Origin of the sequence: Rubripirellula lacrimiformis, assembly GCF_007741535.1 — a bacterium.
Classification (GTDB): domain Bacteria; phylum Planctomycetota; class Planctomycetia; order Pirellulales; family Pirellulaceae; genus Rubripirellula; species Rubripirellula lacrimiformis.
In genome coordinates this window covers 2757801-2777338 of the sequence record NZ_CP036525.1, presented here as the reverse complement: position 1 = coordinate 2777338, position 19538 = coordinate 2757801, and the positions used below count along the sequence as shown (strand labels likewise).

General features: G+C 58.4%; 15 protein-coding genes and 1 tRNA gene. 7 read left to right on the top strand and 9 right to left on the bottom strand.

Annotated features, from left to right (window positions below; genetic code table 11):
* Positions 1–95 precede the first annotated feature (95 nt).
* Complete coding sequence (locus K227x_RS09845; RefSeq protein ID WP_246146711.1) at positions 96–1046, top strand: sugar phosphate isomerase/epimerase family protein; 951 nt, start codon at positions 96–98, stop codon at positions 1044–1046.
* Positions 1047–1145: 99 nt separating this feature from the next.
* Here the strand turns inward: K227x_RS09845 and K227x_RS09840 are convergent, their stop codons facing one another.
* Both K227x_RS09840 and K227x_RS09835 read right to left on the bottom strand, forming a co-directional pair.
* Positions 1146–2174 carry a PDZ domain-containing protein gene (locus K227x_RS09840; protein WP_145169339.1) on the bottom strand — a complete coding sequence of 343 codons (1029 nt, stop codon included), beginning with the start codon at positions 2172–2174 and terminating at the stop codon, positions 1146–1148.
* Between the two features lie 145 nt (positions 2175–2319).
* Complete coding sequence (locus K227x_RS09835) at positions 2320–3630, bottom strand: S1C family serine protease (protein ID WP_246146710.1); 1311 nt, start codon at positions 3628–3630, stop codon at positions 2320–2322.
* A gap of 376 nt (positions 3631–4006) precedes the next feature.
* Between K227x_RS09835 and K227x_RS09830 the strand changes: the two genes are divergently transcribed.
* The 3 genes from K227x_RS09830 to K227x_RS09820 all read left to right on the top strand — a co-directional run bounded on the left by K227x_RS09830 (position 4007) and on the right by K227x_RS09820 (position 7283).
* A complete protein-coding gene (locus K227x_RS09830; protein WP_145169338.1) occupies positions 4007–4873 on the top strand; it encodes an NAD-dependent epimerase/dehydratase family protein in 867 nt (288 codons plus the stop codon).
* Positions 4874–5093: 220 nt separating this feature from the next.
* On the top strand, positions 5094–5891 hold the full coding sequence (locus tag K227x_RS09825) for an MBL fold metallo-hydrolase (protein WP_145177606.1): 798 nt from the start codon (positions 5094–5096) through the stop codon (positions 5889–5891).
* 132 nt (positions 5892–6023) lie between these two features.
* Positions 6024–7283: a hypothetical protein gene (locus K227x_RS09820; RefSeq protein WP_218933891.1), complete on the top strand. Its 1260-nt coding sequence runs from the start codon at positions 6024–6026 to the stop codon at positions 7281–7283.
* Positions 7284–8299: 1016 nt separating this feature from the next.
* Here K227x_RS09820 and K227x_RS09815 read toward each other — a convergent pair.
* The 3 genes from K227x_RS09815 to pyrF form a co-directional block, all read right to left on the bottom strand.
* Positions 8300–9619, bottom strand: coding sequence for a beta-ketoacyl-[acyl-carrier-protein] synthase family protein (locus K227x_RS09815; protein ID WP_145169336.1), 1320 nt, complete (start codon positions 9617–9619; stop codon positions 8300–8302).
* Between the two features lie 126 nt (positions 9620–9745).
* Positions 9746–11002 carry a hypothetical protein gene (locus K227x_RS09810; RefSeq protein WP_246146709.1) on the bottom strand — a complete coding sequence of 419 codons (1257 nt, stop codon included), beginning with the start codon at positions 11000–11002 and terminating at the stop codon, positions 9746–9748.
* A 243-nt stretch (positions 11003–11245) separates the two neighbouring features.
* Positions 11246–12139 carry an orotidine-5'-phosphate decarboxylase gene (gene pyrF, locus K227x_RS09805; RefSeq protein ID WP_145169334.1) on the bottom strand — a complete coding sequence of 298 codons (894 nt, stop codon included), beginning with the start codon at positions 12137–12139 and terminating at the stop codon, positions 11246–11248.
* 175 nt (positions 12140–12314) lie between these two features.
* Here pyrF and K227x_RS09800 point away from each other — a divergent pair.
* Positions 12315–12389, top strand: a tRNA-Pro gene (locus tag K227x_RS09800).
* A gap of 286 nt (positions 12390–12675) precedes the next feature.
* On the opposite strand, the gene katG is transcribed toward K227x_RS09800, so the two are convergent.
* Complete coding sequence (katG, locus tag K227x_RS09795; protein WP_145169333.1) at positions 12676–15042, bottom strand: catalase/peroxidase HPI; 2367 nt, start codon at positions 15040–15042, stop codon at positions 12676–12678.
* A gap of 161 nt (positions 15043–15203) precedes the next feature.
* Here katG and K227x_RS09790 point away from each other — a divergent pair, with 161 nt between their 5' ends.
* Positions 15204–16106 (top strand): LysR family transcriptional regulator, encoded by a 903-nt coding sequence (locus K227x_RS09790; RefSeq protein ID WP_145169332.1) that lies wholly within the window; start codon positions 15204–15206, stop codon positions 16104–16106.
* Here K227x_RS09790 and K227x_RS09785 read toward each other — a convergent pair.
* The 3 genes from K227x_RS09785 to ltnD are packed head-to-tail and all read right to left on the bottom strand — an operon-like array spanning position 16093 to position 17932.
* A complete protein-coding gene (locus tag K227x_RS09785; protein ID WP_145169331.1) occupies positions 16093–16857 on the bottom strand; it encodes a hydroxypyruvate isomerase family protein in 765 nt (254 codons plus the stop codon). The genes K227x_RS09790 and K227x_RS09785 overlap by 14 nt on opposite strands.
* On the bottom strand, positions 16854–17033 hold the full coding sequence (locus tag K227x_RS09780; RefSeq protein ID WP_145169330.1) for a hypothetical protein: 180 nt from the start codon (positions 17031–17033) through the stop codon (positions 16854–16856). Before K227x_RS09780 ends, K227x_RS09785 begins: the two co-directional genes overlap by 4 nt.
* Entirely contained in the window at positions 17033–17932 is a 900-nt protein-coding gene (gene ltnD, locus K227x_RS09775) for an L-threonate dehydrogenase (protein WP_145169329.1), read from the bottom strand. Before ltnD ends, K227x_RS09780 begins: the two co-directional genes overlap by 1 nt.
* A gap of 554 nt (positions 17933–18486) precedes the next feature.
* Between ltnD and K227x_RS09770 the strand changes: the two genes are divergently transcribed.
* Positions 18487–19386, top strand: coding sequence for a substrate-binding domain-containing protein (locus K227x_RS09770; RefSeq protein WP_246146708.1), 900 nt, complete (start codon positions 18487–18489; stop codon positions 19384–19386).
* Positions 19387–19538: the final 152 nt, after the last annotated feature.

Genomic DNA, 19538 nt, shown 5'->3' with positions numbered 1-19538 from the left:
ATAGGAATGACAATCCGAGCGGATGATGCCGTGGTAGAATCCACGGTCGCTTGACCTGTCTGTTCTGTATCGTTTCCATGCGGAGTCCATCCATCATGTCCACGCTTCCACGCCGCCAAATGCTCGCCTCATCATTGATGGGGATCGCCGCCGCCTCTTGCCTGGATTTGGACCGCGTTTCAGCGGACGACGTTGAACCCACGCCATCACCGCGAAAACCCAACCCGATCGCCGTGTCGACGTATTCGTATTGGCGTTACCGCGACGACAGCAAGTTGACGATCGAACAATGCGTCGACCTGGCCGGCGACGCGGGTTTCGATGCTGTCGAAGTGTTGCATGTCCAAATGGAAGACGAATCCAACGCAACGCTACAGCGAATCAAACAGCGGGCGTTTCGCCATGGCATGGACCTGTGCGCGATGTCAACGCACCAATCTTTTGTGACACCCGACCCGGCCAAACGACAGCAAAACGTCGACCACACCATCCATTGCATCGAACTGGCTTACGCGATGGGCATCCCAACCATCCGGGTCAACACTGGACGCTGGGGCACTTCGGGCAACTTCGATGAACTGATGGCGAACAAGGGAATTGAACCGAGGTTGGAAGGCTACACCGACGACGATGGATTCGGATGGGTTCGCGAAGGATTTGAAAAGTGTTTGCCGGTGGCAGAGAAGTGCGGCGTCGTGATGGGATTGGAAAACCACTGGGGTCTGGGGCGGACCGCCGATGGTGTCTTGCGTGTGATCGGCGAAGTCGATTCGCCTTGGCTGCGAGCGACGATGGACACAGGCAATTTCCTGGAAGACCAGTACGATCAATACGCGAAGCTTGCTCCCGAAGCAGTGTTCGTACAAGCGAAGACTTACTATGGCGGCGGTACCTGGTACACGCTGGACATCGACTATCCAAAGGTGGCGAAAATCCTGCGGGACGTCGACTATCGCGGATACATCAGCCTAGAATTCGAAGGCAAACAGGATCACGAAACCGCGATCCCCAAGAGTCTCGCGATGCTGCGCAAAGCGTTTGCTTAGCCTGCCAAGGGGCACACCAAAGTGCGATGCCGGGTATCACCGGCCATCCACTTTCGCACTTTCGCACTTTCCCGGACACGATCGGCGCGCCCGCGGAAATTACTCGGCGCCGCGAGCTTCCTGCAACATGCTGGTCAATTCGCTGATCACCAGTGACGATGGCAGAGCGTAGCTAACGACGCGTCCAGCACGCGCGATGTTGATGCCAATCACGCGGCCCGACGTATCCAGCACCGGACCGCCGCATTCATCGGGATCCAAGACCGTGTCGTGCTGAAACACGCGATCGAATCCGCTGAGCCGATCGCTGCGAGGCCCGTTGACTCGCGAATCATTTTCGGACTCGCGAATCAAGTGAAAGTCGCGAATTCGGGCGTCCATCTCTAGCGTATCCAAACCGCTGGAACGGTTCGTACGCAGGATCGTCAAACGGACTTCGTCACCGGGAAACATGTCTCGCAAGGTCTCGATCACACTGGTTTTATTGGATTCGTGAATGCCGTTGATGGCGATGATCAAATCCCCCCGAACCACCCCCGCGCTATCGGCGCCACTGTTGGGGTACACCTCTTCGACCAACGCACGACCGTCGGGACTGTCGTTCAGAATCACTCCCAAACGTCCCTGGTGTTCGATCTTCCTAGCACCGACGCCCATCACACCGATCCCGACCGGGCGGCCGGTCCGACCGGGGCTGATCAGGAAGCTAGCGATCGACGGCTTGTGATCCACCAATTGAAGTGGTTTCAACGAAACGTCAGCGTCAACACGCAACAAAGCCAGATCGTTTTGTCGCCGCACCGACGCAACTCGCGCCGGGTACAAGCGACCATCGTGCAGCCGAATGCGAATCGGATCACCACTCAGTTCACTACGCTTGGTCAACAAATATCCGTCCGACGAAACCACCGTTGCCAACGCCACCGGCCGACCACCGGAAAGCACCTGAGCGACGGAGTACTGAACCGAATCCGATAAGGGACGGATCAACTGCATCATTTCGGAATTGTCACGGCGTTCGTCCGCCACGGCGATTTCGGCAGCCACCATGATCCATCCGGCTGCGATGACCATGCCCAGCCCCCGAGCGACCGACCGAGCAAATCTACGATGAACGGATGAATTCATGTTTGGGTTCTTTGCAACTAGCAAAAAGGATGATTGGACGGGATGCATCCGCGGCGAGGGAACCGGAATGAATAATGACGCATGATGTTTTCGATCGACGTCGCTGCAAAAAATCGTGCCGGACACTTTTTTCTAGCACGATGTCTCAGTCGGCACGCCCCACTTCGACGCTGACTCGTTTACGGCTGCCATCTCGGTTGATCCAAATTGCGACTCGTTCCCCTGGCATCGTGTCGTCGACGGCGGCTTTCAGGGATGCAAAATCTTTGATCGGTACATCGCCAAACTGCTCGACAACGTCGCCTCGTTCGATACCAGCATCTTCAGCAGGTGACCCCGGCCGAACCACGTCCACGATCGCTCGTTCGGAGTTCGGGCTGCCGGTCACGCCAAGCACGGGACGAAAGCCGGGCAGGAACCCCCACGCTTCTCCGTCACGCATCTGATTCCAATATTTACCGTAGTAATCGACCGGAACGTGCAAGTTTTCCGAAACATCGTTGCCGATGCGACTGTGGACAGCGATCAGACGCCCCGACAGATCGAACAGCGGTCCACCGCTATCGCCACCGATCAAGGCACAATCGGTTTCGATCGCACCTTCGCGAACTCGCAAAATCCGACCGACTCGCGTGACGATGCCACGATCGGGGTCGTACCCACCCGGATGTCCGGTGGCGATGCACCACATTCCCGCCATTAAGTCTTCGCTGGTTCCCAGTGACGCATGCGACCAGGGATTGCCCCCGTTCTGATCGGGATCAATCTTCATCAAGCCTGCGTCCACTTTTCGATACATGCCCAAAGTCCGTGCTCGCACGGTCCGGCCAGTCGACAGGGTCACCAGCGCGCTCTTCCCCGGACGCATCGCAACGTGGGCGGCGGTCAGGATAAAACCGCTTTCGGTGATGATCACTCCACAGCCCTGGGCTGGGCCGATCTGCACACTGACGGTGCACGATTCGGCGGCCTTGGACACGCTGTTCTGTTGGGTTTCCATCAAACGCAAATGGTCGATCGAACGCGGCACACCACCGGTACGCAGCAACGCCTGCAGTTCGCTGGGCACGGTGACCAGTGTGCCAGAGGACAAACTGCCCGATGCGGTTCCAGGGGCAGTCGTCGATTCGAGTCGATCTAGCTGACCAGGCGACGACGGAACCGCTGGCAGCGAATTCGGCGACAGACGGTCAGCCCGAACTCCGGCCGATGGAACTCCGGCCGATGGCGCCCCCGCAGACGGTACCGGACCGGATGGCGAGGAAATTCCAGGCGACTGAAAACTGGATCCTGGGGGATCGATCACGATCGGCGGCGACGAATAACCCGGTGGGAAATTGCCAGACACGATCGGGGCCTGGGCCAACGCGATCGAGCCACCTAGAAGTCCCCAAATTCCAAAGGCCGAAATCGCCGCGACCCAATGACCAACAATCGCCGCAACGGAATCGGGCACAATGGCAGACGGCGAGTAGAGAGGTACGCGGCGCACGGCGGACTCAGTTCAGAAAATCAAGTGACGGTACAACAGACATGGTTCAGCAACGAAACGGTTCAGCAACGAAACGGGTCAGCCGATCAACGGACACCGCACCAGGATGCTTGCCGCATCGCGAAACAGCAATGATGTCGGAACCATCGGCATCGCAGCCCCGCTGGAACGCGGCTAGCAGGATCGCTGGGGCTCAATCTTGCCGCGGATCCATTGTACCCTGTTTCGGATGGATTGAAAAAACGGTTCCCGACGTCCTCGACAGAAAAGAATCGGCCCCTGGACCGTATCCGAAGATGCCTGTTTCCCCGTCTTTCATTCGTTTTCGACTGGTAATTTCATGAAACGCACCCTGATTGTTGGCTACGGATTTCTAGGTCGCCAGGTTGCGGATCTGGCCGACCTTGCCGGTGATCGGGTTTGGGCGACCACCCGCAACGCTCAAAAAATGCGCCAAATGTCTGGCGGGCCGATCCAGCCACTGCATCTGGACTGGACCGATCGACGCACTTTACGCGGACTCCCCGAGGTCGATCGGGTCTTGGTATCGGTCAGCTACGATTCCCGCAGCCCCCACAGCCGCTACGATTCCCAAGTCGGCGGGCTCCGGAATTTGCTTCAAGTTTTGCCGCCTAGCACCGACGTTTGCTACATCAGCACGACCGGCGTTTATCACCAAACCGACGGACGCTGGGTGGACGAAACATCGCCCTGTCATCCCAACCGGATGGGCGGCCGAGTTCATTTGCAGGCCGAATCGCTGCTGCACCGCATGCGGCCTGATTCCCCCTGGTCCGTGCTGCGATTTTCCGGAATCTATGGCCCGGGCCGCGTTCCCCGATCAGCCGACGTGATCGCCGGCCGACCGATCGCATTGCCCAGCAACGGGTACCTGAACCTGATCCACGTCACCGACGGTGCCAGGGCCGTGGTGCAGAACTGGGATCGCCACAGCGGCGGCCTGGATCGACGCCGAATGTATTTGATCAGCGATGATCAACCGATGCACCGATCCGATTTCTATCGCCAAATCGCCCGCCAAGTGGGTGCGGCCGAGCCCAGCTTTTCGACCTCGCCGCCTGCCGGGGCCAGCGATCGAATGCGATCCGATAGTGACAAACGGATCTGGAATCGACGCATGAAATCCGACTTGGTCTCGCGATTGGCGTTTCCAACCTACCGCGAAGGTCTGGCGGCGGTGCTGTAACACAACATCGGTTCGATGCCGGCACCGAACCGATCCCTTCCAGCGATCAAACAAATTTAGAATGACGAAGTCGATGACGACGGGGAACTGGAACCCCGCAACTGAGATCACGGGGCAAACCGGTCGCCAGCGGCGAATTGCCGGGTCTTCCGATTGCTACTTTGCTACCTACAATGCCTGCCACTCCTTCCGATCGCTACTTTTCAAAACGACTCCACACATGTTGACCCCTAAACCGATCTTCCCCGGCGTCATTGAACTGAACTTCCAAGCGGGGGAAGTGCTCGGTTGCAACGTATATTTGGTCCACGACGCCGGTGAATGGCTGTTGATCGATATCGGCTACGAAGAAACCGTGGACGACTTTATCGAGATCATTCGGCAACTGGACTTTCCGCTTTCACGCTGCAAAACGCTGGTGGCCACCCACGCGGACGTCGACCACATCCAAGGTCTGGCAAAAGCCAAATCGATCCTGAAGACATCGGTGACAGCTCACCCCAATGCGGTCGAGCCTCTGCAAACCGGTGATACGCTGATCACGTTGGCGGAAATCACCGCCCAGAATCTAAAACTGGAAATGCCGCCTGTCCAAATCGAACACCAAGTCAACGACGGCGACATCATCACCGTCGGATCGCTGGAATTAGAAGTTTGGCACACGCCGGGTCACACCAACAGCCAATTGGCATTCCGAATCGGAGACGTCCTGCTAAGCGGTGACAATATCTATCGCGACGGTTGCATCGGCGCGATCGACGCTCACCACGGCAGCGACATCAAGGACTTTGTGCGGTCCCTCGAACGGATTCGTGACAGTGACGTCAAATGGCTGGCACCGAGCCATGGTCCGATCTTCGCGAACAACCCTGAATTCATGAACCGCACGATCGACCGAGTTCGCGGATACTTGAAGATGGCAGACTTTGGAACGCTTGCCGACAGCTGGCCACTGATGGACCAATGGGATGACGAAGTCGCCGCCGGAACGCTGCCCGAAGGCCTGGACCGGCTCTAATCGTTTGCCAAACCGTACGCCGGTCAGCCCCCATGTCTCGGGCACCGCTGCGAAATCCGCTGCCACATTTGCTGAGCGATGCGTTTTTTTCCGTTGACGGCGGGGGCCGCCAAATGCTAGTTGCAACGCATTATGGCGAATCAAACCATCCAAAGAACGGCCTTGGCCGCATTATTGCTTGCATCCGTGCCATGCGCTGAGGCGTCTGCGCAGTCGGAGATGCCACCGTCGACGTCTGCCCCCATCCAGGCCAACGGGCCGGCGATGGTGTCGGCCACCGATGGCGTCCATGCCGCCAAACCCTGTGTTTTGCTGCAAAATGACAATGTTCTGTTCGGCCTGGCCCAGCAGGTAGGCGAATACGTGGTCATCCGAGACGGCTTGGGCGGTGAAGTTCGACTTCCCCGAAAAGAAGTCGCCTGTTGGGCTCCATCGGTTCGTGATCTGTATCGATATCGCGTCGACCACCGCACGCGAAACGACCTTTCGACGCGGCTCCGAGACGCGCGTTGGTGCGTCCGTTACGACCTCTTTGACTTGGCCGACCAAGAATTGGCAGTCATTCGTCAGCATGCCCCCAACAATGCTGAAGCCGCTTCGATTCGAGCTCAGATTGCGCGAGCGAGGTCGCCCCAACCGAGCGAAGCGCAGGTCGCAGCCGCTCACCACCACGACGTCGCCGGCAACGTCCATCTGGTCGACCATCAAGACCCTGTCCCCAAGCCCATCGAAATCGACCTGCCCACGCTGCGTTTTTTCGCCGGGCACGTCCAACCCACCCTGATCAATCGCTGTGGAAACTGCCACAGCCAGGATTCTCAGCGTCCCTGGTCCATGATCGTCCCCGGCCGCGGGACTCGCGCATCGTCCCGGATCACGCGAGAAAACCTGAACGCGGCATTGGAGTTCGTGGATGGCACGAACCCCGAAAACAGCCCCCTGTTGCAGAAAGCGATGACGCCGCACGGTGGATCCGAAACACCGCTGGATCCACGACACGCCAAATCGATCGAAGCATTGAAGCTGTGGCTGTCCGTTGCGGCGCAGATGACGACCGCTCCGGACCCTGCCTCGACGCCCAGCGATGACGCAGCAGTCCCCGCGGATCCGCAACGAAGCGCAGCCGAAAACGTTGCCCCTGGATTGGACACGCCGGATACCGCCGCCTTCGAACAGGGGACTACGATCCGCCAACCGCTGGACGAAATGGTCGATGGAGCCGACGCCCATGGACCCGACGCCTACCTAGCCGAACGCCCCAGCGTGGGCACACATCCATCGTTGGCAGACCAAGCCGATGGACCAAGCCCCACAGGCCCCGCACGGTTGCCTCGTGTCAGTGACCCATTCAGCCCCGACCTGTTCAATCGCCGCCACCACGGCGCACAGTAGCCAATCGGGCAACGCGATGCCAGCCGAAAGTCTTGGCGACTTGCGCTACGAGAAAAACGTTCGCCGCTGGCGAGTGTTTCGACGCTTGAACGTTTGACGCGACGCCAGCCGAAAGTCTTGGCGACTTGCGCTACGACAAAAACGTTCGCCGCTGGCGAGTGTCTCGACGCTTGAACGCCTGACGTGACGCCAGCCGAAAGTCTTGGCGACTTGCGCTACGACAAAAACGTTCGCCGCTGGCGAGTGTTTCGACGCTTGAACGTTTGACGCGACGCCAGCCGAAAGTCTTGGCGACTTGCGCTACGAGAAAAACGTTCGCCGCTGGCGAGTGTCTCGACGCTTGAACGCCTGACGCGACGCCAGCCGAAAGTCTTGGCGACTTGCGCTACGACAAAAACGTTCGCCGCTGGCGAGTGTTTCGACGCTTGAACGCCTGACGCGATGCCAGCCGAAAGTCTTGGCGACTTGCGCTACGAGAAAAACGTTCGCCGCTGGCGAGTGTTTCGACGCTTGAACGCCTGACGTGACGCCAGCCGAAAGTCTTGGCGACTTGCGCTACGAGAAAAACGTTCGCCGCTGGCGAGTGTCTCGACGCTTGAACGCCTGACGTGACGCCAGCCGAAAGTCTTGGCGACTTGCGCTACGACAAAAACGTTCGCCGCTGGCGAGTGTTTCGACGCTTGAACGCCTGACGTGACGCCAGCCGAAAGTCTTGGCGACTTGCGCTACGACAAAAACGTTCGCCGCTGGCGAGTGTCTCGACGCTTGAACGCCTGACGTGACGCCAGCCGAAAGTCTTGGCGACTTGCGCTACGACAAAAACGTTCGCCGCTGGCGAGTGTCTCGACGCTTGAACGCCTGACGTGACGCCAGCCGAAAGTCTTGGCGACTTGCGCTACGACAAAAACGTTCGCCGCTGGCGAGTGTCTCGACGCTTGAACGCCTGACGCGACGCCAGCCGAAAGTCTTGGCGACTTGCGCTACGAGAACTTTCGAGCGACAAACGCCACTTCTCGCTAGGCTGTGAAGGCTGCGATGCGGATCGCAGAGGCTTGGCCCTGTGGCGTCACGTTGACGCTGATGAAACTATCACCGGCCGGCGTGCTGGAATCCTGGCATGCGTTGATCGGGCAATCGGAATCCAACTCGGATAGGTTCCGGATGGGGAACAGGTTGCCGCCCAGCGACTGTAGGCTGGCCACGATCTCGACCATCCCGCCACCTGCGCCAAGATTCCCCATGTGGCCTTTGACCGTCGTCACAGGAGGCTGTGATTCAGCGGGACCAAACACCGCAGCGATGGCCTGTGCTTCTTGCTGGTCCGATTCAATCGTGCCCAAACCATGGGCGTGGATATGTCCAACGGACGTCGCTTCGCTGCTGCCCAAGGCCCCTCGCAAAACGTTTGCGATCGATTGTTGGATGTGCGAATCTTTGTATTGGTCGGTCGGGCCCACCGCACTGCTGGCGTAACCGACGACTTCGCCTAAGATCGTCGCACCGCGTGCCTGCGCATGTTCCAGAGTTTCGCAAACCAGGGCCGCGGCGCCTTCGCCAACGACACTGCCATCGCGTGTTTTATCGAATGGGCGTGACATCGTCGCGGGATCGTCTTGGTTGGCCGCCAACTTTTCTTGCAGCGAAGCGTGCAGGGTTCGCAGCGTATGGATACGCGATCCGGTGGAACCGACAACCAAAACGTCGGCATGCCCACGTTGGATCGTCGAAAATGCTTCGGCCAGTGCCGCGCCGGCGGACGCTTCGCGGACCGTGATCGAGTTGTTGGGACCACGCAGGTCGTTGTAGATCGCAATGTGGCTTGCCGGCATGTTGGGCAAGTACTTCAGCAACCACAACGGGTTCACCTCGGGCTTGCCCTTCGCACCCCAATCTTCGAAATGAAAGTTGCCGTCTTCGTCCAAACACTTTTGGATTCCGCCAGCAAATTCTTCGGGCAGCGACATGATGTAATCGCAACCGTACAGGACCCCGGTGCGGTCACGATCACGATTTTCCTGGTTCAGTTCAGCATCGTTCAGAGCCAATTGAGCCACCGCGACCCCCATTTCGATCTCGCGGCACATCACTTTGCTGCCTTTGCGGATCGTGCGAGCCAGCGTCTTTTCCATCGGACCGTAGTCCTTGATGTCGCCGGTGAATTCGACGGCTTCCGCCCCATGGTCGATCCCCAGCACGCCCTGCGGCACCTGAGTGAACGGGCGAATGCCGCTGACGCCGTCGCGGAGGGCAGAGAGCACTTGGTCGGGATCATTGCCAAGGGGGCTGACGATTCCGATGCCCGTGATAACGACACGGCGAGACGAAGGGGTAACCATGGACGATTGACGCATATTCGAGGCGGCGGAAAAGTGCAGAGACCGCGATTGTAAACAGCAAACCCCGCGTCTTTGAGGGGGCCTGATCCAAAGAGGGTCAGAGCGACATCCGACCGACCAAATCCCCTAGTAACGGCCTCGGTTCGCACCGCCCGGTTGGGTGGCTACCTGAGGAACCGATGACGATGGTGTCAGCCCGGTGGTCAAGTTTTCGGATGCGCGACCGCGAAATTCGATGAACATCAGAGCGTCGGCGCGACCGGCCGTCGCCCCGGTGAAGGCACTCATATTCAACATCGGAATCGCCGACTGGGCGCGTTCCGGACTGGCCACCACGCCGCAAGAGAGCAACAGCACCATGTCCGACGGCCAACGGAAACGTTCGTGCAAACGCCAACTGACCACTTGTGGAACGTCGATACGGGCGCGGTGAACTTGATTGTTGGGCAGCGGCAATTCCAAGTCGACCGGGTTCAGCTTGTCGACCTGATCGATTTCAGCCTTGATCATGCAATCGATCGCTCGACCATCGGTGCTAAGCAGCGGGCTGATCGACAATCGGTATCCCTCTTGGACTTCGCCGGTTTCCGGCTCGTAGGGAGGCCATGCCTGAGGGGCCGGACGCACATTCCGGACATAGTTGCGGCCTCGCGTGCTAGCCAGCGTCTCGGTTTGCCCGTTGTAGGTGACGATGTTCAGATCATGGACTTGGCGCGAATCGGTGCGTTGACGAAGCAGGTTCAAGACCAACGCGGCGTTTTCCTTGCTCAACAACCATGCTTGCACGCCCGGCGAATCCACCGACACGTGCTGCATCAACATGTGAGCCCGGCTGCGCCAGTTGGCGTTGCCGACCGTCATGACCCGCAGGTGCATCACCTGAGGCTCTTTTTCGCCAGCCACAAATCGGTCCACGACACCATTGACCACTTCGTGCATTTCGTCGGTGTGATAAACCGATACGGAATCGCGGTCGGCGTTCAAGAAACCAAAGGGTTCGGTGAACCAAACGTCGGTCCCCGTCTCTCGCAACACCCAGTCAATGATCGCTTGTTCGGGATGATCGTGCTTGGTCAGATAGCCCGTGTAGGGGCGAAGATCGTACACGCGGTGCACTTGGCCGGCGGTGCGAGGCAGTTTGCCGCCGGAACTCGGTGGGGCCATCGCCGACGTTGCCGGAGCGGCAGCTGCACGCCCGGCAAATGCGTTGTTGTTATTCGGATTGGGTGTTTGCCCCTGCATGCTGGGCGGCGTGTCAGGCGTACGTGGGACCGCGGCAGTCGTGCCACCGGGCAGCCCCATCCCCTGACCAGAGACGTGCGAAGATTCGACGCCCAACATGACGACGAAAGCAAGCAGTAGAAAAGTGACAAGACGACGCATCGATTCGATTCCTAGACCATCGGATCCTTACAGAGACCAAGGGTGGCTATACCGACAACGCCAAAGGTGAGGCAAGAGTGATCGGGCACTTCCGCCGCGTCACCAACGGCGAAACTTGAGCGGAATTTTAAAGAAGGACGAAAATTGTCGACGAAAATGGGCGTTCCAACCCAATTCCGATGCCTGCCGACAACTTTCAAGAAGTCGCCATCGAGATCCAATCGCCGCCCGATCGGGTCGGTTTTAAAACCGCAGCTGGGCGTTCATGTCGTCGGTTGCTGCCGAAACAGCATCGAGCCATTGGGCGTCCCCAAATTTGTCTTTAAATTCCGGGCGGGCGTGAGCAAAAATGATGTGCCGCGAACTGTTGACGACCGCTCCGAGTCCGCGCTCGTCGAACCCGGCCTGGACGTCGGCTGCACCGCCTCCCTGAGCCCCAAAACCGGGGATCAAGATCCAACTTCCCGGCAACTCGGCTCGCATTTCCGCCAATTGTTCGGGATAGGTTGCCCCGACCACGGTTCCGACCGGCCCATATCCACTTTGCCCCAATCGGGTCGAATTGAACTCCGTCACCAACTCGGCGACCGCCGAATACACCGTCTGGCCATCGGTTTTACGATCCTGCAGCAGTCCGCCACCAGGATTCGAAGTCTTGACCAGCACAAAAATGCCGGCTTCGCGTTGATCGCAAACTTCGACAAACGGCTCTAGCGAATCGCGGCCCAGATAGGGACTGACCGTCAACGAATCGCTGCCCCAGGGGCTTTGCTGGCCCAGGTAGGCGTCCGCATAGGCCGTGGCCGTGCTGCCGATGTCGTTGCGTTTGCCGTCGGTAATGACCAACAACCCAGCCTGGCGGGCGTGAGCGATGACTTCGCCCAGAGCCACCATGCCGGCGGGTCCGAGTTGTTCAAAAAAGGCCGCCTGTGGTTTCACGCAAGCGACCCGGCCGGCCACAACATCGATGATTTCGTTGCAAAACTGGGTGTAGGCGGCTGCCCAAGCATCCGGCGAATCCCCGGAAACAGCGTCGCGGATGGGGGCCGGCAACTGGGCCTTGCGCGGGTCCAATCCGACACAAGTGACCGAACCCGTGGCTTTGACCGCTGCTGCCAATCGATCCGCAAAACTCATTTGAACGTCCAAAATGGGGAAAACAGGTCATCCGCTGCGGAGTTTGCAGCCGATGAATTAGCCGAATGCTAAAACGCTTCGAAACATCGTCCAAGGTCACCTAGTCAAGCGAGCCAACGTTCATTAGCATCTGCATCTTCAATCGGTGACCGGGACTCACGTCCTTGGTCTCCATCGGGCCGTAGCGCAGCCTGGCTAGCGCGCCACCTTGGGGTGGTGGAGGTCGCAGGTTCAAATCCTGTCGGCCCGACTTGAACGAAAAAACAGCTCGTCGCATTCAGTTGCGGCGGGCTGTTTTTTTTTGTTCCGTGGCAACGGTAGCCTGAATTTTGCAACCGATGCGCTGGCAGGTTCAACAACGTTGGATTCCGGATAGCGAAAGCCGTCCTTGGCTTCGCCGGAACAATCCAATCCTCGCGGCGAATTTCCGATCGTGACGCCCCAGTTGCCAGTTGCCAGTTGCCAGTTGCCACCAATCGGGCGCCGAGCCGACCGGCGACCCACTGGGTTGAAGACTCCGTCGCGAAATTCTTGTGTTACCGAAGTACCACAAGCTTCGCGCCATTTCGGACTGCTGGATCTAAGTCGAATCGATCCAGGTTCATCACCTTGTTCCAAGCCGCTACGAAGTCGTTGATGAACTTCTGCTGCGAATCTTTGCTGGCGTAGACTTCCGCGATCGCTCGAAGTTGCGAGTTGGAACCAAACACCAGATCGACCGAAGTCGCCGTCCACTTGACCTGCCCCGTCTTGCGATCACGTCCTTCGAAGAAGTGTTCACAGACCGGCGACTTCTGCCACTGAGTACTCATGTCCAGCAGGTTGACGAAGAAGTCGTTGGTCAACGTCTGTGGTTGCTCGGTCAAGACACCCAGATCGGCGAGTGGCCCGCTTCCGGCGTTCGTGTTCAAAACTCGCATGCCGCCGACAAGGACCGTCATCTCGGGTGCAGTCAGCGTCAACAGCGAAGCCCGGTCAACCAACGATTCGGGAGCCGGTCGATCCAGCTGGTGTGCGAAAAAGTTGCGGAACCCGTCCAGCTTCGGTTCAAGAGCGGCGAAGGATTCCACGTCGGTCATCTCCGGTGTTGCGTCGGTGCGGCCCGGAACGAAGGGGACTTGGACATCATGCCCAGCGTTCTTCGCAGCTTGTTCAACGGCTGCACAACCGCCCAGCACGATCAGGTCCGCCATCGAAACTTTCTTGCCGCCGGCCTGAGAGTCGTTGAACTTCGTTTGAATTGCTTCAAGCTTCGCCAAGACCTTTGCAAGTTCCTCGGGCTGATTCACGGCCCAATCTTTTTGAGGCGCCAGACGGATCCTGGCCCCATTGGCTCCGCCCCGTTTGTCGCTGCCGCGGAAAGTCGATGCAGATGCCCAGGCGGTTTCAACCAGGCTAGAAATCGAAATTCCCGAAGCCAGCAACTGTCGCTTCAAACCAACGATATCCTGATCACCAATCCATTCGTGATCGACTGCGGGAACCGGGTCTTGCCACAACTGCGGCTCGGCGACGTCCGGTCCTAGACAGCGTGTGACGGGGCCCATGTCACGATGCGTCAGCTTGTACCACGCCTTGGCAAAGGCAACCTGGAAGTCTTGCGGGTTCTCGTGGAAACGCTTCGAAATCTTTCCGTAGATCGGATCCATCCGCAGCGCTAGGTCGGTCGTGAACATCATCGGCGCATGGGATTTTGATTCGTCGTGTGCATCGGGAACGGTCCCCTGCGCAGCCGGGTCGGTGGGAGTCCACTGCCATGCGCCGGCCGGACTTTTGACCAGATCCCAATCGTAGGCAAACAGGTTGTCGAAGAAATGGTTCGACCATTCGGTTGGCGTCGTGCTCCAAGCGCCTTCCAAGCCGCTGGTGATCGTGTCGCCCGCGTTTCCCTTGCCGTACTTGTTGATCCAGCCCAATCCCTGTGCCTCGATACCCGCGGCTTCCGGTTCTGGTCCGACATTCTCCGCGCTCGCGGCGCCATGCGACTTGCCAAAGGTGTGTCCGCCAGCGATCAGGGCCACGGTTTCTTCATCGTTCATCGCCATCCGGCCAAAGGTTTCACGAATGTCTTTCGCTGCTTCCAATGCGCTCGGCTTGCCATTGGGGCCTTCCGGATTGACATAGATCAAACCCATTTGAACGGCGGCCAGCGGATTTTCCAGTTCACGGTCACCGGTGTAACGCTTGTCCCCCAACCAAGTACTCTCCGGTCCCCAGTTGATATCTTCCTGAGGCTCCCACACGTCCGCGCGACCTCCGGCGAAACCGAATGTCTCGAAGCCCATCGATTCCAGAGCCACGTTGCCGGTTAGCACCATCAGGTCCGCCCACGAGATCTTGTTGCCATACTTCTGCTTGATCGGCCAGAGCAAACGGCGAGCCTTGTCCAGGTTCGCATTGTCGGGCCAACTGTTCAGCGGCGCAAAACGCTGCGTGCCATACCCGGCCCCTCCGCGACCATCGGTGACTCGATAGGTGCCCGCGCTGTGCCAAGCCATGCGAATGAAAAGAGGACCGTAGTGACCGTAATCGGCGGGCCACCAGTCCTGCGAAGTCGTCATCAATGATTCGAGGTCTTTCTTCAGCGCCGCCAAATCAAGCTTTTGAAACTCCTGGGCATAATCGAAGCCGGCGCCCAGCGGATTGCCCTTGGCGGAATTTTGATGCAGGATCCGAAGGTTCAGTTGTTCGGGCCACCAATCGCCGTTGGACATGGCGCCGGCCGCAGTTTGCCTGGCCATGGCCGGGGCAACATTGCCCATGACCGGGCACTGACCCGTGGCCTCCATTTTCGCATCCTCGTTCCCACGAGGTGATTGTGAGTTTTGCGCTAACGCGGTGCTGGCGATGCATAGCACCGCTATCCCCGTCGTTGCACGAGCGAGGCGAGTGGTGGAATTCATGATCAGTCCTAGGTTCAAGGTGAATTTCGACGCTTACACTGCGAATCAGCTGGCCATTCTTCGCCACTGCAGTATCACCGCCCGACTTCGATATGTCGAATGCATTGTGTTACTATCTGCCATGCACTCAAGGTATAGACCCACACGCGAAAGCACTTGCCATGGAATTCGATCAGTTGCGTTATTTCCTGCGGGTTGCCGGACGAGCCAACTTCACGCGGGCAGCGGAGGACTTAGCCATCTCGCAACCGGCACTGAGCCGTTCGATTCAGAAGCTGGAAGAAGAGCTCGGCCAGCCAGTCTTTCAACGCAAGGCCCGATCGGTCTCGCTGACCGAAGCCGGAGTCCTGCTGCAGTCGCGGGCTCAGCAGGTGTTGACGATCATCGAAGACACCAAAGCCGAGATCACCGACGATGGCCAAAGTGGTCGCGTGCGGGTGGGAGCGATCCCGACAATCGCTCCCTACTTTCTGCCCAACCTGCTGCAGCAGTTTTCGTCCGAGTTTCCCAAGGCTCACTTGATCGTGCAAGAAAACACGACCGACGCACTGATCAAGAGTTGTACGCAAAATGAAATTGATCTAGCGATTCTAGCCTTGCCGGTTTCGACGAAGTATCTGGGAGTCGCCGAACTGTTCGAGGAAGAATTACTACTGGTGCTTCCCCCGGATCACCCATTGGTCCAGAAGTCCAAGATTCGGTTAAGCGACATCGAGCCGCTGCCATTTGTGCTGCTTGGCGAAGCCCACTGCCTTTCGGACAACATCGTTACCTTCTGTCGCCAACGATCGTTTCAACCCGTGGCGGTCGAACGGACCAGTCAGCTGACCATGGTTCAAGAACTGGTATCCCTGTCGCACGGTGTGTCCATGATCCCAGCGATGGCAAGAATCCTTGATGACAGCAACCGACGTGTTTACCGGTCGCTGAGTGGAAAGAAGCCGACTCGAAAGATCGCCGTGATCTGGAATCCTTATCGGTTTCAAAGCCGATTGGTCGAGGCCTTCAAGGATCGCCTGCAAACCTATGCACAACAAAGCGTGCAATCGATCAGCGAAACTTGACCATCCAACCAAGCGACGCATCGGTGTCACCGCCGGGCTTGTATTCGGCGCCCAAGGGTTGGTCCCAACCAAGACCCGCGATCTGGGAAAATATCGGTCGGTAATCAACGTCACCGTGATCGGGGGGGCCGCGATCGGGGACGGCGGCAAATTGAACATGTCCGATCACCGGCATCATTTTGTTCAGCGTTGTGGGCACATCGACTTCGGTGCGACCGACGTGATAACAATCGAACATCAGTTTCAGGTTCGGCGCGTTAACATGCTCGATCAGAGACTTCGCCTGCTGGGTGCATCGAAGAAAGTATCCTGGTGCATCGAAGGCGTTCAACGGTTCGATCAAAATGGTCAATCTACGGCGCATCGCCAGATCGCAGGCGACGGAAAGGTTCTCGATGAAGATCGCCTCGGCTTCGGCACCCTCGGATATGCCGGCCATGACATGCACCGCCTTTGTCCCCGTTTCGTCCGCGTAGGACACCGCCTGTTCGATGGCGGACACCGCGTCATCGCGACGGCCGGGCAGGGCACTGAGCCCCATCTGGCCCGCACCAACATCGCCGCGAACGGTGTTCAATCCCAACATGGGAAGACCGGTTTCCACCAACGCCCTCTTCACCTCGCTTGCGGGGGTGTCATAAGGCCAGTGACATTCCACTGCGTCGAAACCGGCTGCCTTGGCGGCGCGGATCGCGTCGGGCAAAGGTCGATCGGTCCACAAGAATCCAAGATTGGCGGAAAATCGGGTCATGCCATCCACTCTTGATCAAAGGCTTTGACAACGACCTGAACCGATTGTGCAGCCACAACGTGGGGAAAGTGGCGGCAACGATCCGCTGGCATGTCACACTTTGCCAAGGCGTCAATCACGGTGTTGCCCAGATCGGAACGGTCGGTCCAATCATCGTCGATCCAACCCAACAGCATCACATTTCCCCCGGCAAGGTTAGCCCAGCACTTCGAGCGTAGACCTTGGCAACGGCCGCATCATCCATCCCGCCCATTCCCATGCCGGCGGCAGCCAGAAACTGTTGCAATGCCGCAGCGGTCAGCGGAGCGGCAAATTTGGCATCGCGTGCGATGTCCAGAACAATGCCCAGGTCCTTGGGCCAGATATTGATCTGGCTTAGCGGGGTATAGTCGCCGGCGACGATATGGGGTGCTCGGTTTTCCAACATCCAACTGGTTCCGGCGCATTGCGGGATCACTTCCAGAAACTTTTCCGGCGACACCCCCTGGGTCATGCCAAAGGTGATCGCTTCGGCCATCGCAGCAATGTGGACTCCCGCCAACAGTTGGTTGATCGCCTTCATCGCCGACCCTGCACCAACATCCCCTAGCCGGAACACCGTTTCGGCCATCGCATCAAGGGCGGGAGCCGCCGCATCAAAGGCTGCATCCGAGCCGGCCGCCATGATCGAAAGTTGACCGTTGGCGGCTTTTGCAGCGCCACCAGAGATCGGCGCGTCCAGGTAGTGCAATCCGTGATCACTGCATTGGCGAGCCATCGCACGAGCGAAATCGGGCGATACGGTTGCGCAAGCCACAACCACGGCCCCTTTTTTCATCAACGGCGCCACCCCATCCGGCCCGAACAAAACCGCCGCTGTCTGGTCGGCGTTCAGGACCGAAACAACCACGATATCCAGCGTGTCTGCGATGTCCGTGACTTTCCCCGATTGGCCACCGCTAGCACGAAACCGCTCGACCGGTTCGGGCGCAAGATCGGTGCCCCACACGGGATGCCCGGCTCGCAAACAGGACGATGCCATCCCATAGCCCATCGCCCCCAATCCAATCACAGCGATCTGTGCGGCAGTCGTCATCGGCAGCCCCCCCTCTTCCCAATAGCAATGCTTGGCGGCGGTTCCGATTTCATGGATCGAAACCGGGCGCCGTCAATGGATAGAACCGTTTGGCTTGTGAACCAGCCAGACATTCACGATAACAATTTGAACGACTTCGGACTCGGTCGATCGACCAATGGCACGATGTGGATCAGCAAGATTTTCAGCAGCTGACTTGCAGGGAACTTTACCTAAGTTCACCACCGCGTGCCTGCGCAGCTGCGCACTTTTGTTACGTTATTGCGCATTGACCACCTCTGATAGGATCATGCTCCGTGACGACCACCCAACGACCACAACATGTGGGCATTCTTGTCGAGACCGACGATTCCTGGGGTCGAAAAGTCGTCGAAGCCGTTTGTAGGTTCGGCCGTTCAAGCGGTTGGACAAATCTAATCGCGCCGCGCGACTCACAGGGCCGCTTGCGGTTACCGAAGGTTTGGAACGGCGACGGCATCATCGCTTCCCTGCGAACCACATCTTCGGTCCGTCATGTGAAGAACCTGAATCTACCGGTCGTTGATGTCGGCATCATGGTTCCCAAATATGATTGGTTGGCGCGCGTCGCGACCGACGATGCTGCACGCGGCAAAATGGCTTTTGACCACCTTCGCGATCGTGGGCTCACCCACTTTGCGTGCTATGCGCCCCCGATCGGCCGTTACTCGGACCTGCGATCCACCGCTTTCGCAGACGCGGTAGCGACAGGCGGATACGAATGTGCGATGTACGAATCGACCGGCGACGACGCCGCAGGTTGGTTGACGAACTATTCCAACGTGCGTCGTTGGCTGGCGACTCTGCCGAGACCATTGGGAATCTTTGCCGCCGATCCTTACCCGGCACGACAACTTGTCGAGATCTGTTCGCTAGAATCGATTCGTATCCCCGGCGAAGTGGCTGTGCTGTCCGGAGACGATGATGATCTGCTGTGCAATGTAGCTTCACCACAGATTTCGGCGATCGAACTGGCAAGTCATCGGATCGGTGAAACCGCAGCACAGATGTTGCAGCGAATGATGAATGGTGGTGCCACGGCGAAGCACGCGACTCTGATCCCACCGCTTCAGGTTCGGGGCCGGCTTTCCACCGATGTCCTCGCAATGTCAGACGACGAAATCGCCGAAGTATTGCGGTACATTCGCCAGCGGGCGCCTTTTGGCATGACGGTATCCGACTTGCTGCAGACGTTTCCGATCTCTCGCAGAAGGTTGGAGCAGCGTTTTCGAGCGGAGCTCAATCGCAGCCCGGCCGAAGAAATTCGCCGAATTCGCATGGCCCATGTTGGCCAACTGCTGATCGATTCCGACAAACCGATCGCGTCGATCGCAGCCGAAGCAGGCTTCGCGACGGGTGCGTCGTTGTCCCAAGCCTTTGGCCAGCATTTTGGCACCACGCCTAGCGAATACCGACGACGCAACCGGCCGACTTAAGTTGACGGAGTGCAAAAATCGCAATTGATTTGCGCATTTGCGAATTGCTGTGCGGCTCAGTTCACCTATGTTGGAAAGGCGACATTCACCACGGAACCCCATGCGGTTCGCTGGCTCCCGCCTTGGTTCCTCCCCACCTCTCAGCGAATACG